The following is a 15299-nucleotide window of genomic DNA, read 5'->3' as shown; positions in this document are numbered from 1 at the left end:
GGGGGCCGGTTACGTTCGAAAGGGGACACTGCCGCGACAGGCCCGCCCGGGCGGCGGCACCGCGAGTCGAGGACGGTGATCCGGTTGAACGACGCTCCGCACTACGACGTCATCGTCATCGGAACGGGAGCGGGTGGCGGCACGCTCGCCCACCGGCTCGCCCCGTCCGGCAAGCGGGTGCTGATCCTCGAACGCGGCGGCTATCTCCCCCGCGAACGCGACAACTGGGACTCCACGGCGGTGTTCGTCAAGGGGAAGTACCGGGCTCCCGAGTTCTGGTTCGACCGGCACGGCCGCGAGTTCCCGCCCGAGGTCAACTACTACGTCGGCGGCAACACCAAGTTCTACGGCGCGGCACTGTTCCGGCTGCGCCCGGAGGACTTCGGTGAGCTGCGCCACCACGACGGGATCTCCCCGGCCTGGCCGATCCGGTACGAGGACCTGGAGCCGTACTACACCCAGGCGGAGCACCTCTACCGGGTGCACGGCCGGCATGGCGAGGACCCCACGGAGGGGCCGGCGAGCGCCCAGTACGCCCACCCTCCGGTGGAACACGAGCCGCGGATCCAGCAGTTGAGCGACGACCTGGAGAAGCAGGGCCTGCACCCCTTCCACCTGCCCATCGGGGTGGACCTGGTCCAGGACGCGGCCGGCCGGGCCACCCCGTCCAGCGTCTGCATCCGCTGCAACCGCGTGGACGGCTTCCCGTGTCTGGTCCGCGGCAAGTCGGACGCCCAGGTGATCTGTGTGGAGCCCGCGTTGGAGCATCCGGGCGTCGAGATGGTCACCCACGCCCACGTGGTGCGGCTGGAGACCGACCCGACGGGACGCACGGTCAGCTCGGTCGTCGCCCGCCTCGACGGCGGCGAGGAGGCCCGGTTCTCCGCCGATCTGGTGGTCGTGGCCTGTGGCGCGGTCAACTCGGCGGCGCTGTTGCTCGCTTCGGCGAACGACCGGCACCCGCGGGGGCTGGCGAACACGTCGGACGTGGTCGGGCGGCACTACATGCGCCACAACAACCTGGCCCTGATGGCCATCTCCAGGGAACCGAACGACACGCAGTTCCAGAAGACCCTGGCCCTGCACGACTGGTACCTGGGCGCCGACGACTGGGACTACCCGCTCGGCGGGATCCAGATGCTCGGCAAGTCGGACGCCGAGCAGATCCACGGCGAGGCCCCGCGCTGGGCCGGCGCGGTGACCCCCGACATGCCCTTCGAGGTGATGGCCCACCACGCCGTGGACTTCTGGCTGTGCGGGGAGGACCTGCCGCTGCCCGACAACCGCGTCACCCTGGACGGTGACGGCCGCATCCACCTCGCGCTCGACGAGTCCCACAACACGGCCGGGCTGAAGCGGCTGCGGCACAAGCTCCAGAAGATGCTGGGCCACCTCGGCATGCACGAGCACCACCTGCTGGACCACAGCCTCTACCTGCACAAGGGCATGCCGATCGGGGCGACCGCGCACCAGGCCGGCACCGTACGGTTCGGCACCGACCCGGCGTCGTCGGCCCTGGACCTCAACTGCAAGGCGCACGACCTGGACAACCTGTACGTGGTCGACACGAGCTTCTTCCCGAGCATCGGCGCGGTCAACCCGTCGCTGACGGCCATCGCGAACGCCCTGCGGGTGGGCGACCACCTCCTGGAACGCATGGGCTGACCCCTGCCTCGGGACACCGCCGACCGGGCGAAGATCCTGGTCCGGGTGGCGCAACGCGGACCGCAGGGGGCCGCCGCGCCCCGGACACGGTGATTGGGTGACGCCGGACCCGCCGGGGTGCCGTCACCCCGACGGCACGGGGTGGCGGTGCGAAGGAGGCAGTCCGCCGTGAGTTCCACCGAGGGCGTACCCCGGGGTGTGATCCCCGCGCACCTGCTCCGGGGCCAGAAGGCACTGGTGACGGGTGCGAACTCCGGGATCGGCAAGGCCACGGCGATCGGCCTGGGCCGGGCCGGGGCGGACGTGGTCGTGAACTACGTGGCCGGGCGGGAGGAGGCCGAGAAGGTCGTCGAGGAGATCGCCTCCTTCGGGGTGCGTGCGGTGGCGTACGAGGCGGACGTGTCCGACGAGGCCCAGGTCGTGGCCATGACGGAACGCATGGTCGAGGAGTTCGGGACCATCGACATCCTCGTCGCCAACGCCGGACTCCAACGGGACGCCGCCTTCACCGAGATGACCCTCGCCCAGTGGCAGAAGGTCATCGACGTCAACCTGACCGGACAGTTCCTGTGCGCCCGCGAGGCGACGAAGGAGTTCCTGCGGCGCGGGGTCGTCCCGGAGGTCTCCAGCTCCGCCGGCAAGATCATCTGCATGAGCTCGGTGCACCAGATCATCCCCTGGGCCGGGCACGTGAACTACGCCTCCTCCAAGGGCGGGGTGCAGATGATGATGGAGACCCTGGCCCAGGAGCTCGCCCCGAAGAAGATCCGCGTCAACGCGATCGCCCCCGGCGCGATCCGGACGCCCATCAACCGCAGCGCCTGGGACACGGAGCAGGCCGAGCAGGACCTGCTCAAGCTGATCCCGTACGGCCGGGTCGGCGATCCGGCGGACATCGCCCACGCGGCCGTCGGTCTCGCCTCCGACCTCATGGACTACGTGGTGGGCGCCACGCTCTACGTGGACGGCGGCATGACCCTCTTCCCGGGCTTCGCCACCGGCGGCTGACCTCCATCGACGCAACCCCGGGGAGGGACGCATGCACACCACGCTCCACCTGCTGGCGGAGGCACCGCCGCAGATGCTTCCGGCCCGCTCGCTCATGGCCTTCACGCTCGCCTCGCACATCATCCTGGTACCCATGGGCGTGGCGCTGCCGCTGATCACCCTGATCATGCACGGCTACGGGCTGCGGCGCGGCGACGCGACCGCCCTGCTGCTGGCGCGCCGCTGGTCTGCGGTCATGGCGGTGCAGTTCGCCATCGGCGTCGTCACGGGCACCGTCCTGTCCTTCGAGTTCGGCCTGCTGTGGCCGGGGCTGATGGGCCGGTGGGGCGATGTGTTCGGGATCGGCTTCGGCGTCGAGGCCTGGGCCTTCTTCCTGGAGGCCGTCCTCATCGCGATCTACCTCTACGGATGGCGCCGCCTGCCCGCCCGGACCCACTTCCTGCTCGGGCTGCCGCTACCGGTGACGGCGCTGCTGGGTGCCTTCGGCATCCTGGCGGCCAATTCCTGGATGAACACGCCCCAGGGCTTCTCCCTGGACTCCGAGGGCAACCCCGTGGACGTGGACGTCCGCAAGGCGATCTTCACGCCCATGTTCGGGCCGCAGTACTGGCATTTCGTCGTGGCGATGCTGGTCACCGCCGGGTTCGTGGTGGCCGGCGTGTACGCCACCGGCTGGCTGCGCGGGCGCCGCGACCGCTATCACCGCCTCGGCTTCACCGTGCCGTTCACGGTCGCGGCGGTGTTCACCCCCGTCCAGTTCATGCTGGGCGACGCCATCGCCCGGGCGGTGTTCCAGAAGCAGCCGGTGAAGTTCGCGGCGATGGAGATCGTCTGGAACACCGACACGCACGTCCCGGAGTACCTCTTCGGCCGCCTCCACCCCGACGGGACCGTCACCGGCGGCATCAAGATTCCCCAACTCGACTCCATCCTGGCCGGCTTCAGCCCCGACACCGAGGTCCACGGACTGGCGACGGTACCGGCGGAGAACCGGCCCACCGTCGCCCAGGCCACCCTCATCCACTGGACCTTCGACATCATGGTGGGCATCGGCTCGGTGCTCCTGCTGCTGGTCGTCTGGTACGCGTTCGTCTGGTGGCGGCGCCGCCGGCTGCCCGCCTCGCCGTGGTTCTACCGCAGCGCGGCCTGCGCCGGCGTGGCCAGCGTCATCGCCGTCGAGTGCGGCTGGATCACCACCGAGGTGGGCCGCCAGCCGTGGATCGTCTACGAGAACATGCGGGTCGCCGAGGCGGTGACCGGAGCCCGCTCCAGCTCCTTGTGGACCATGTTCGGGCTGGTCGTCGTCGTGTACGTCTTCATCTTCGGCTCGTTCCTGGCCGTACTCCTGAAGATGCGCACCCGATGGCGCCTGGACGACGAACGAAGGGCCGAGGCAGGCACGATGGCGACACCGGAGACCGACACCCCCTACGGCCCACGCTCCGCCGTCGCGGCCGGCGACGCCCCCGCTCCGGGGAACGGCGACGGCACCGCGTCGACCGAGGACGGCAGGCCGTGACCGCCGCCGGTGTCGTCGCCGCCGTCCTGCTCCTCGCGGTGGCCGCCTACACCTGCGCCGGTGGCACCGACTACGGCGCGGGCTTCTGGGACCTGACGGCGGGCGGCGCGGAGCGCGGCAAGCGCCCCCGTTGGCTCATCGACCACGCCATGGCCCCGGTCTGGGAGGTCAACAACGTCTGGCTGATCTTCGTCCTGGTCATCATGTGGACCGGGTTCCCGGTGTTCTTCCAGACCGTGTTCTCGGCGATGTGGCTGCCCCTGGCCCTCGCCGCCATCGGCATCGTGCTGCGCGGCGCCGGCTTCGCACTGCGCAAACCCACCCGCAGGATCGCCGGACGGCGCGTCTACGGCGCCGTGTTCGCCGTCTCCTCGCTCCTCACCCCGTTCTTCCTCGGCGCCGCCGCGGGCGGGATCGCCTCGGGGCGGGTGGGACCGGGCACCGAGCCGACGGCGCACGCCTGGTTCAACCCGACCTCCGTGTTCTTCGGCCTGCTGGCCGTCGTCGGCACGGCTCTGCTCGGGGCGGTGTTCCTGGCCGCGGACGCCGTCCGCTACGAAGCCCCCGACCTGCACGCCTACTTCCGGCGGCGGGCCCTGGTCGCCCTCGCCGTCTTCGCCGTGCTGGGGGCGGTCACGCTGATCGTCGCCCACGGCGACGCACCCCACCTGTGGCACGGCCTCAGCCACGGCGCCGGACTCGTCCTCGTCGTCCTGGCCGTCGTGGCCACCCTCGTCACGGCATGGCTGCTGCTGCGGACCTCCGGGGCGTGGTCCCGGCCCGCGGCCGTCGTCCTGATGGCCTCGGCCGTGCTCGCGTGGGGCGTGGCGCAGCGCCCGTATCTGATCCCCGGCCGGCTGACGGTGGCCGAGGCGGCGGGCGCGCCGAGCACCCTGCACTGGCTGCTCATCGTGACCGTCGTGGCCGCGGTCCTGGTCTTCCCCGCGGTGGCCTTCCTGTACCGGCTCGACACCCGCGGCGAACTGGAACCCCTCACGGACGCCGACCTGCGCCGGGGCGGCCCGGAGCCCGAGAGCTGACGCACCGCCGGTCGGGGCCCGGGGACACGACCTACGGCGCGGAGCCCCGGTTCAGGGCCGCGTCGAGGGTGATCGCCGCGTCGATGAGGGCGAGGTGGGTGAACGCCTGCGGGAAGTTGCCCAGTTGGCGTCCGGTGAGGTCGATCTCCTCGGAGTACAGGCCCAGGTGGTTGGCGTAGCCGAGCATCTTCTCCAGGACGAGGCGGGCCTGGTCGATGCGTCCGGCCCGGGCGAGTGCGTCGACGTACATGAAGGTGCACAGCGAGAACGTGCCCTCGGAGCCGCGCAGACCGTCGGGCGATGCCTCGGGGTTGTAGCGGTACACCAGGCTGTCGCTGACCAGTTCCTGCTCCATCGCGTCGAGGGTGGAGCCCCACATCGGGTCCTGAGGGGTGAGGAAGCCGACGGTGGGCATGCGCAGGAGCGACGAGTCCAGGACCCGGCTGCCGTAGTGCTGGACGAAGGCGCCGCGCTCCTCGTTCCAGCCCTTCTCCATGACCTGTTCGAAGATCCGGTCCCGGGTGGCGCTCCAGTGCTGCGCCGGTGCGGGGCGGCCGCTGACGCCGACGAGTCGTAGCGCGCGGTCGAACGCCACCCAGGACATCACGCGGCCGTAGGTGAAGTCCTGGGCCCCGCCGCGGGTTTCCCACAGGCCCTCGTCGGCCGAGTCCCAGTGCTCCGCCAGCCAGTCCAGCACGTGGAGCAGGCCTTTCCAGCCGCGGTAGCCGAGGTGGATGCCGTGTCTCTGGGCGAAGGAGATGCTGTCCAGTGCCTCGCCGTAGATGTCCATCTGGAGTTGGGTGGCCGCTCCGTTGCCGATGCGGACGGGCGCCGAGCGTTCGTAGCCCTCCCAGTGGTCCAGGGTCTCCTCCTTGAGGTCGGAGGAGCCGTCGACCGCGTACATGATGTTCAGCGGCCCGGTATCGCCCTGTTCGCCGGCCCGTTCCTCGATCCGGTCGCCGAGCCACCCGATGAACGCCTTCGCCTCCTCGGTGAACCCCATGCCGAGCAGGGCGTACACGGAGAACGAGGCGTCCCGGATCCAGGTGTAGCGGTAGTCCCAGTTGCGCTCGCCGCCGAGTTGCTCGGGCAGGCCGGTGGTGGGGGCCGCGACCACCGCGCCGGTGGGGGCGTAGGTCATCAGCTTCAAGGTCACGGCGGAGCGCTCCACGGCCTCGCGCCAGCGGCCGGTGTAGCGGGAGGTGCTCAGCCAGTTCCGCCAGTAGTGGATGGTGGCGTGGAAGAGCTCCTCGTACTCGGCGAGGCGTATCTGGCGGGGCGGCCCGTCGGCGGCGGACTCCAGGATCAGCCCGCGCTGCTGCCCCGCCTGCAGGCGCAGGGTGAGGTGCACGTCGTGCTCGCCCGTGAGGACGCGGCCCAGCCGTTCGTCCTCCGGCTCCCTGATGGTGTGCACGGTCAGGCTGGTGCCGTCGGCGGTGAACACCGCCCCGTTCTCGGTGAGGTGCAGCTCGTGCGACCTGCGCCCGTAGTCGAACCGGGGCGCGATCTCGACGTCGAAGGCCATGCTGCCGCGTACGCAGCGGACCATGCGGACCAGCCGGTGTCGTCCGGTGACCGTGGTGCCGGTCAGGGGCATGAAGTCGACGACCTCGCCGGCGCCGGCCTCGGTCATGAAGCGGGTCACCAACACCGCGGTGTCGGGCAGGTACAACTGCTTGGTCGCGTACGTCGCGTGGGCCGGCCGGACCGTGCAGTGGCCGCCCTTGCCCTTGTCCAGCAGGGCCCCGAACACGCTGGGCGAATCGAAACGCGGGCAGCAGAACCAGTCGACCACTCCGTCGGAGGTCACCAGCGCCGCGGTCTGCAGGTCACCTATCAGGCCGTGGTTCTCGATCAGCGGGTATTCGTCCATCAGGGCGTCCCTTCCGGCATGCGTCGCCGCCCGGATCTCGGCCCCCCGATCCAGCGTATGCCGGGCCCGCGGCACCGTCCCGCTGAGCCGGGCCCCCACGGCCCACGGTGTGCGCCGTGGGACTTCCCGGCCGCCCGGACGGCTCAGCCCGGCCACCGGGTGCGCGCGGGTCTCAGCCCTCGCTCGCGACACCACGGTCGGGGGCGCTCATGTCCCCCGTCGCGGGAACGCCGTCGGCGCGCCCGTAGCGCAGGTACACGCTGCCCTTCGGGCCGGCCACCGGGGGTGCGAGGAGGGTGAGGTTGGTGGGTACCGCGCCGTCGTCGAACACCTTCTTCCCGACGCCGAGCACGATCGGGTGCAGCCAGAGGTCGAGGCGGTCGAAAAGCTTCTCGCGCAGGAGGCTCTGCACGAGGTTCAGGCTGCCGACGACCTTCACGTTCTCGTGGCGGTCACGGATCTCGCGCACCGCGCCGGCTAGGTCGGGGCCGAGCTGGGTGGAGCCGGCCCAGGAGAGGTCGGGCCTGCCGCGGGAGGCCACGTACTTCGGGACGCGGTTGAAGAGCGTGGCGATGTCGTCGTCCTCGCCGCCCTGCTGGTGGGGCCAGTAGGCGGCGAAGATGTCGTAGGTCCGGCGGCCGAGCAGGAGGGCGTCCGTGCCCTCGTACGCGGCGCCGACCTGTGCCCCGGCCACCTCGTCCAGCAAAGGCGCCTGCCAGCCGCCGAACGGGAACCCGACGGGATCCTCGTCGGGGCCGCCGGGTGCCTGCCCGACGAGGTCGAGGGTCGCGAACATCTCGATGTGGATGAGGCCCATGGCGTGCTCCCGGTGAGTCGGTCGTCTGCGTCAAGGGATAGACCCGTGCGGGGCCGCGAACTCATCGCCGCGCCGGAGACCGGCCGCTACCGCACCGCCTCCACGGTCCCGAGGTGCTGTGCGGCCTCGGCGGCGGTGTAGGCGCAGGCGAAGGTGAACGCACGCGGGGACGGCCCGTGCGCCCGTAGGTCCGCCAGGCGCTCCAGGGCCTCGCCGACGGTCGGGAGATGTCCGCCCGGGACCCACCACAGCACCATGTGCGCCTCGACGTGCCGGGCGAACCACTCGCGGCGCCGCCGCATCACCTCCAGGTGCCCGCTGCGGTAGGCGAAGTCCCACAGGGCCTCCTGCGTCCGCCACACCGACAGGTTGACGACGACGTCCTCACCCGCCGGGCGCAGGCCGGTGGCGTCGGCCGCCCCCTCCTCCACGAGCCGCCACACGAAGCCGGGCGCGGCGTCGGCGGCGGCGTTGACCGGATCGAGCATCTCGACGAACGGGGTCATGCGCGGGTCGTCGAAGGGGTGGAGGAGGGTGGCGACGTTGAGCTGGGCGAGGTGGCCGGCGGCATGCGGGGCTTCGGTCATGGCCTCATCCCAGCACAGCTCCATTTTCTATGTCAATGCTCATTGTTTTTAGAATCTTCCAGCACCACGCAGCACTCCCCCGGCCGGGCGTCCATCCGCGCCCGGACCGGGCCGTCGGCGCCGATCAACCCCTCCAGCAGCGCGAGATTCATGCCGCAGACGAGCGGCGGGAAGCGTTCGGCCACGGCATGGAAGGGGCAGTTGCGCATCCGGACGACAGGCGCACCCCCCTCGACCCCGCCGGAGGCTTCGACGTGCGGTTCGTAGCCCCGGGCGGCCAGCGTCTCCATGGCCTCCTCCAGGCCGCCGCAGGGCGCCGCCGAGCCGCGCAGGCCCTCGCCCCGGCGGCGCGCGGCGGCGCACAGCACGGCATCCAGCCCGGCCTGCTCGGCGGCCTCGGCGAGCAGCTCGGCGGCGGTGCGGTAGTCGCGGGCGGGCAGCGACACCGACCGCTCGACCCGCGCCCGCGTGTACACCTTGGCCGGACGACCGGCCCCCGGCCCCGAGCGACCCGTGAGCCGGCGACTGCCGCTCTCCAGCAGCCCGACCTGGGTCAGCTTGTCCAGATGGTGCGCGGCGAGGGTACGGGCCACCCCGGCCGCCTCGGCGGCTTCGTTGCGGCCGACCTCGCGGCCCTGCGCCACCACGTACTCGTACAGACGGCGCCGCACCGGATCCTGCAACACCGCGATCGCATCGATATCCTTCACGCGACCATTCTAGGAACAACGCGGATTGGATATAGAAGGCGAAGTCCACCCCGGCCGACCCCGTCGGCCCCGTCGGCCCCGCCGCTTCGCGGACTACCAGCGCATGCGGACGTCCTCGGCCCATCCCAGCAGCCGGTCCACGTCGATCCGCTCGCCGGCATCCGTGCGGATCGAGCCCGTGTAGTGGCCGAAGCACTGATCCGTGCGGTTGGCGAGGAGACCCATGTCGGTGCGGGTGGACCGGTTGTGGAACGGCGTGAACACCAGGTCCACCCGGTCCGCCCCAGGGCTGCGGATCGACCACGGCGCCAGGTGATCGCCGCGGGACCAGCGCCACTCCAGCTCTTGGCCGATCTTGCTGATCCGGCCGTCCACGCACACCGCGTTCTCGGTCGCCCCGGTGCCGCGCGTCCAGCGACCGCCGAACTGCAGCCCGACGGTGCGGCCGTCCGTACGCCCGGAGGCGGCACCCCAGTTCCACACCACCGAGCGGGGCCATCGGCCCCGCCCGTGGTCGAGGGTGCCCCAGGCGTCCTCGCCGAACGCCAGCACCTCGTCCGCGATGCGGACCGTGCCGGTCGCGGGCCGGGCCGTGTGCTTGGAGGTGTACTGGAAGCGTCGCTCGTCCCAGGGCACCACCACGGAGAGGGTCTCGTGCCCGGCCGGCATCCCGACGAGGAGGTCCACCTCCACCGGGAGGCCCCGCGGATCGACGCAGCGCGCCCGTAGGCGGGTGGCGGGGCCCTCGCCGTGGATCTCGATCCGCACCTGGCCCCTGACCGGCCGCGGCGGTCCGACCACGAGCGACGCGGACGCCGGATCCGGAGCTCCCGCGACGGTGTCGGGGAGGCGGACACCGTATCCGCCGGGCACGATCGCCGTACGCTCGAACTCCCTGCCGCCCGTGCCGTATTCCAGCACGTAGATCGAGTTCAGGGCCAGGTAGTCGAGGTCGCTCACGGTCAGGGCCACCAGGTGGGTCGGCGTGGTCACGCACCAGTACTCCCACCGCTTCGTCCGCCCCCAGCCGGGGATCCGGCAGCGGTGCAGCGGCGTGCGGGACCAGCCGATCGCCTGCGGGGCGATCCTGCCGTCGGGACGGCACAGGTCGACGGGCGCGACGATCTCACGTTCGTGCGTGGCCATGGCCGGACCCTACCGGCCCGGGGACGGGCGGGGCGGGCGGAACGTCAGGACGGCTGCCGGTCGATCAGGGCGAAGAGGCCCGAAATCTCCGCGCCGCGACGGCGCTTGGCCTCGACGGTCGTCATTCCCGCGTGCAGGGCGGTCGTGCCGTGGGCGTAGGCGTCCTCGATGGGCAGGTAGTACATGAGGTTGAAGTACAGGTGGGGCGCCGGGTGCCGGCGGTCGTGGGCGACCGCGCGGATCCAGGTCGTGGTCCCGTAGTGGTAGAAGAGGCAGAAGCCGATCATCCGGTCCTCGTCGTAGGCGGCCACCACCCGCGCTTCGTCGCCCATCGTGGTCGCCTGCCGTTTCAGCAGACCGGTCATGGCGTCCACGCCGTCCCGGTCGTGCCCGTGCTCCTGCTGGTGTCCGGCGAGGAGGACCGCCGCCGCCTCGGAGCAGTCCGCGAGCGCCTGTCGACGTACGTCGAGGACGGTCGCGGCGAACTCGCGGCGTTCGCGGCGTATGCCGACGCGGCGCTGTGAGGGCAGGGAGGCGAGGTAGTCGTCGATGCCCGCGCCGGGGAGCGGGATGAGGGCGTCGTCCTCCAGGTGGTGGACCGGGTCCGGGTAGAGGGGGTCGAGCCGGGAGGCGGCCGGGGTGGTGAGGTAGGGCCACCAGTGCGTCGTGCCGTGGTGGTCGGCGAAGCCGCGTACGGCGTCCCGGAGGAGCGTGAGGCAGGCGTCCCGCCGGCCGGGGCCGAGGCCGGGTGCGGTGAGCGGGGTGTTGTGGTAGCCGCGGCGCGCGCCGGCGATCACGCGGGGCCGCAGGTGCGGGGGCAGGACGGTTTCGGGCCGGTAGCTGTCGTTCGGCTCCTCCCGCACGAGGTAGAGGGGGGCGGCGGCGAGCAGGGTGCCGTCGAGGTCCCGTACGAGCGCGTACGCGCAGGTGGCGGTGGGGTCTTCCTCCTCGCCGGCGAGCCACCGGTGCGAGAGGTAGAGGCCCGCCGGCCGGGCGAGGTGCTCCCACTCGGCGGCGGGGACCTCATGGATGGACTCGATGATGCTGGTGATCAACGGGGATTCCTTCGGCGGTGGCGGTTGGGGGCCTTGAGGGCGGGCGCGGCGAGTACGGCGAGCAGGCAGGCGGCGGCTTCGACGCCCCACGGGAGGAGGGGGCCGGCCTCCAGCAGTGCGGTGAACAGGGCGGGGGCGGCGACCATGCCGACGGCCCACGAGAACTGGTACAGGCCTTGCGTGAAGCCCCCGGCCGCTTGGGGGGTGAGGCTCACGGACAGTTCGCTCAGCGCCGGGCCGAGGAGGATCTCCGCCAGGCTGAACAGGACGATCGCCACGACGAGGGCGGCCCAGGCGGTGGAGGCGGCACCGGGCAGGGCGGGCAGCGCGAACGCCCACATGCCGAAGGCCATGATCAGGTATCCGGCGACCACGGCATGGCGGGGCACCTTGGGCGCCACGTGCGCGGTGACGACGGTCGAACACGCGGAGACGATGACGGTGTTGACGACGAACAGCATGCTCGCCGCCGAGGCGGGGAGCTCCAGGGCGCGGGTGGTGTAGACGGCGACGAGGACGGCGAGGGCGGCCTGCGCGAGGACGTAGGGGATGTTGAGGGCCACGAGCAGGAGGTAGCGGCGGGTGTGGTCGGCCCGGGTCACGAGGACGCTCGGCGGCGTACCGTCCGGCCGGGGTGGGGTGGTGGTGAGCGCGGCGAAGCAGGCCGCCGCCAGGAGGTAGGTGGCGGCATCGACCGCGATCATCCAGCGCAGCGAGCCGTTCCCGAACACGGTCAGGGCACCGACCGCGGCGGCGGACCCGGCGGCGAGGCCGACGTTGCGCAGCGAGCCGGTGAACGCGAACCAGGAGCGGCGCTCCTCCGCCCGGGTCACGTGTGTGATCAGGGTGCGCTGTGCGGTGAAGTACATGTTGATGCCGGCTTGGACGAGGACGTACACACCGGCGACGTGCCACGGCTCGCGGGCGAGCAGGAACAGGGCGAACCCGGCGGCGGAGAGGATGTTCGCCCACACCACGACGCTTTTGGGGCCGATGCGGTCCATGAGGCGTCCGGCGAGGAACGTGACGGGCAGCGCGAGGGCCTGACCGACCGTCATCGCCGCGCCCACCCGCGCCAGGGGCAGGCCTTGGACGTCGGTGAAGTACAGCAGCCCCAGGGGCAGGAGCATGCCGTTGCCGACGGAGTCGATCAGGTTGCCGGTGATGAAGAGGCCGTGCCCGCGCAGTGCGGGCAGGCCGAGGCGGTCCGCCGCGGTGCGCGGGCGGCGGGTGTCGGTGGCCGCGCTCACCGGTTCAAGAGGGAGGTGATCTTGGCCATGACATCGGCCGCGGGGAAGCCGGTGGCCTCGTGCAGCTCCGTCAGGGCCTTCACGGTCCGCTCCTCCTCGCCCTCGGCGAGGGTGATCACGACGATGTCCCCGTGGGAGGTGCCGTCGATGACCAGCTCGTGCGCGGTGACCACCCTGACCCGTCGGCGGAGTTCTACGACCACCGCCGGCGGGATGCCGTCCCCGGCGAGGAACTCGACGGCCCAGCCGACCCGTTGTGCCGTGGCTCCGGGAAGGGGGAGGCCGCGGGCCATGCGGGCGAGGGTGGCGAAGGTGTTGGTGTCGGAGGCGGCGCAGGAGAGGGTCGTGGCGCCGCCGACGCGCGGGTTGATCTCCAGGATCACGAACCGGCCACCCGTGTAGACCATGTCGACGTTCACCGACCCGTGCACTCCCAGGCTTCCGCAGAAGACCTTCAGCGTGCGGGCCACGTCGGCGAACGCGGCGTCCGCTTCCTCGCGGGGACCGCACCAGCGCAGATCGGCGAAGGTGAACACCGGTTCGACGCCGGCGCGTCCGGTCCAGCACAGGGGAAGGACCTGGTACGAGCCGGGGTGACCCACGATGTCCACGCTGCACAGGTCGCCTTCGACGACCTCCTCCACCACGGCCGACACCGCCTGGGACACCGCCTGAGACACCGACGGCGACACCGACGGTGACACCGCCCCCGGCGGCGCCGGGACGGGTGCGCGGTGGACGTCGAGGTAGCCGTCGAGGTCGGCGGGTGAGCGCAGGGTGCGGATGCCCATGCTGGTCGAGTCCCATACGGGCTTCGACATCAGCGGATAGCCGATCCGTTCGGCCTGCGCGCGCAGCGCGTCCCGGTAGCCGGGCACGGGCAGGCCCCGCCCCGCCAGCAGATCGGAGTCGACCCGGAAGCCCTCGGGCACCGACAGCCCGGCCCGTTTGCAGAGCTGTTTGGTCTCCCACTTGTCCACCAGCAGCATCGTCGCCGCGAGGGGGGTCATGACCGTCGGGATGCCCGCGGCGTCGAGGAAGGTCTTGGCCGCGGCATCCCGCAACGCGTTCTCGCAGGGCAGCGAGATCGACACCGCCGCGTCCGCCCCCCAGGCGGCGACCGCGTCCGCGAGTTCCCGCGGCGTCACCGACCGATCGAGTCGCTCCCGGTGGCCGGGGAAGTCCTCGTCCCCCACCGTCCCACTGGTGTGGAACAGCCCGGCCTCGATCCCGTCGGCCGCGAGCCCGCGGACGGCCTGCTGGATGTAGGGGTCGGCGCGCTGGATGCGTACCGACCGTAAGAAGGCGATCTTCCGCACCCGTTTCAGCCCATCTCCACTCGGGACCGGGCGGCCACCCGCTCGGCCAGCCCGCGCGCCTGGTCCGCCGTCTCCGCGCGGGCCACCACGTGCCCGATCCGGCAGCTCGAGTCCGCCGGCTCCGGCACCGGCGTCCCGGGCGCCAGGTGCACCTCGCCGTGCGTACCGGGCAGGTCCGGGATGGACACCCGCCGCAGCACCCCGCCGCGCTCGGGCAGCAGGAATCGGATCGACGCCGCCGCCGTACGGGAGGGGACGGTGTCGGGCAGCCGGCCGAGCACGGCCTGGAGGTGGGCCACGGCCTCGCTGACTCCCGTCGCGGCCTCGACGACCTCGCACAGGTTGTCCCCGGGCAGGCGGGCGCCGGTCTCGATCACGTACGGCGTCTCCGTGCCCGGCGGAATCTTCACCTCCGTGTGCGCGATGCCGTTGCGGACGCCGACGGCGAGCGCCGCCCGCGCCGCGAGGTGCTGCACCGTCCTGACCAGTGGCTCGGGGAGACCGGACGGGCAGGTGTGCCCGGTCTCGATGCGGTACCGGCCCTCGGTGGTGTCCTTCGCGACGACCGGCAGAGGGTAGGCCACCCCACCCGCGACGACCGTGTCGCAGGAGTACTCCCCCCCTGGGATGTACTCCTGCAGCAGGACCCGCGTGTCCAGCTCCAGGCCGTGCGGGTGGGCGTGCGTGAACCGCCGGGCCGCGGCGACCGCCGAGGCGAGCCCCTCCGGGACCTCCGGAGCCTCCGGGCCGTGCGGGGCCCCCGTAGCGTGCTGGGCGTCCGAGCCGTCCGGGCCGTCGACCACGGACACGCCCCACGAGCCGCCCTGTTCCGCGGGCTTCACCACCAACGGCCGGCCGAGCCCCCGCGCCACCCGGTAGGCCTCGGCGGCGTCGTGCGCGACCGCCCAACGGGGTGCGGGGATCCCGGCCGCCGCGAACGCCTCCCCCATCTCGATCTTGTTCCTGGCCGCCCGTGCGAGCCGGGGATCGTTCCCGGGCAGGCCGAGCCGGTCGGCGAGCAGCGCGGCGAGCGGGGTGAACAGCTCGAAGCAGGGGGCGACACCGGCGATGCCGTGCTGCCGGCAGAAGGCGTCCATGTCCCCCAACGCACTCGGGGTATCCGTCAGGTCGGTCGCGCACACCCCCGCGAGGGCGGCCCGCAGCCACTGCGGGTAGCCCTCGTGGACGTCCTTGTGGGTGGCCGCGTACAGGCGCACCCCCAGCCGGTCTGCCGCCTCGACGAGGAACCGTCCCGCGTTCCCCATCGGTTCGATCACCAGCACTCCCGGCCCGCGCGGGCCCGCCCCGTT

The 15299-nt window shown here is 72.0% G+C and carries 13 protein-coding genes; 4 read left to right on the top strand and 9 right to left on the bottom strand.

Annotated features, from left to right (window positions below; all coding sequences use genetic code 11):
• Positions 1-84 precede the first annotated feature (84 nt).
• The 4 genes from OG624_RS36845 (at position 85) to OG624_RS36830 (ending at position 5232) form a co-directional block, all read left to right on the top strand.
• Positions 85-1665, top strand: coding sequence for a GMC oxidoreductase (locus OG624_RS36845; RefSeq protein WP_371640424.1), 1581 nt, complete (start codon positions 85-87; stop codon positions 1663-1665).
• Positions 1666-1878: 213 nt separating this feature from the next.
• A complete protein-coding gene (locus OG624_RS36840) occupies positions 1879-2673 on the top strand; it encodes an SDR family oxidoreductase (protein ID WP_051762978.1) in 795 nt (264 codons plus the stop codon).
• 31 nt (positions 2674-2704) lie between these two features.
• A complete protein-coding gene (locus OG624_RS36835; protein ID WP_326749795.1) occupies positions 2705-4192 on the top strand; it encodes a cytochrome ubiquinol oxidase subunit I in 1488 nt (495 codons plus the stop codon).
• Positions 4189-5232: a cytochrome d ubiquinol oxidase subunit II gene (locus OG624_RS36830; protein ID WP_033216045.1), complete on the top strand. Its 1044-nt coding sequence runs from the start codon at positions 4189-4191 to the stop codon at positions 5230-5232. Before OG624_RS36835 ends, OG624_RS36830 begins: the two co-directional genes overlap by 4 nt.
• 31 nt (positions 5233-5263) lie before the next feature.
• On the opposite strand, the gene OG624_RS36825 is transcribed toward OG624_RS36830, so the two are convergent.
• The 9 genes from OG624_RS36825 to OG624_RS36785 form a co-directional block, all read right to left on the bottom strand.
• On the bottom strand, positions 5264-7105 hold the full coding sequence (locus OG624_RS36825) for a glycoside hydrolase family 15 protein (RefSeq protein ID WP_326749794.1): 1842 nt from the start codon (positions 7103-7105) through the stop codon (positions 5264-5266).
• 172 nt (positions 7106-7277) lie between these two features.
• Positions 7278-7922, bottom strand: coding sequence for a dihydrofolate reductase family protein (locus OG624_RS36820; RefSeq protein WP_161293809.1), 645 nt, complete (start codon positions 7920-7922; stop codon positions 7278-7280).
• An 86-nt stretch (positions 7923-8008) separates the two neighbouring features.
• Positions 8009-8509, bottom strand: a complete 501-nt coding sequence (locus tag OG624_RS36815; protein ID WP_371640423.1) for a DUF3291 domain-containing protein — start codon at positions 8507-8509, stop codon at positions 8009-8011.
• A 32-nt stretch (positions 8510-8541) separates the two neighbouring features.
• On the bottom strand, positions 8542-9219 hold the full coding sequence (locus tag OG624_RS36810) for a helix-turn-helix transcriptional regulator (protein ID WP_371589386.1): 678 nt from the start codon (positions 9217-9219) through the stop codon (positions 8542-8544).
• A gap of 93 nt (positions 9220-9312) precedes the next feature.
• Entirely contained in the window at positions 9313-10365 is a 1053-nt protein-coding gene (locus OG624_RS36805; RefSeq protein WP_371640422.1) for a DUF2804 domain-containing protein, read from the bottom strand.
• 44 nt (positions 10366-10409) lie between these two features.
• Positions 10410-11420: a GNAT family N-acetyltransferase gene (locus OG624_RS36800; protein WP_371640421.1), complete on the bottom strand. Its 1011-nt coding sequence runs from the start codon at positions 11418-11420 to the stop codon at positions 10410-10412.
• Complete coding sequence (locus OG624_RS36795; protein WP_371640420.1) at positions 11417-12670, bottom strand: MFS transporter; 1254 nt, start codon at positions 12668-12670, stop codon at positions 11417-11419. The genes OG624_RS36800 and OG624_RS36795 overlap by 4 nt, the downstream gene beginning before the upstream one ends.
• Entirely contained in the window at positions 12667-13989 is a 1323-nt protein-coding gene (locus OG624_RS36790; protein WP_161293820.1) for an ATP-grasp domain-containing protein, read from the bottom strand. Before OG624_RS36790 ends, OG624_RS36795 begins: the two co-directional genes overlap by 4 nt.
• A gap of 5 nt (positions 13990-13994) precedes the next feature.
• The gene (locus tag OG624_RS36785) at positions 13995-15266 is read right to left on the bottom strand and encodes an ATP-grasp domain-containing protein (protein WP_371640419.1); all 1272 of its coding nucleotides are present in this window, start codon (positions 15264-15266) and stop codon (positions 13995-13997) included.
• Positions 15267-15299 lie beyond the last annotated feature (33 nt).

This window comes from Streptomyces virginiae, from assembly GCF_041432505.1.
Classification (GTDB): domain Bacteria; phylum Actinomycetota; class Actinomycetes; order Streptomycetales; family Streptomycetaceae; genus Streptomyces; species Streptomyces virginiae_A.
This window is presented reverse-complemented; position numbering and strand designations above follow the sequence as displayed.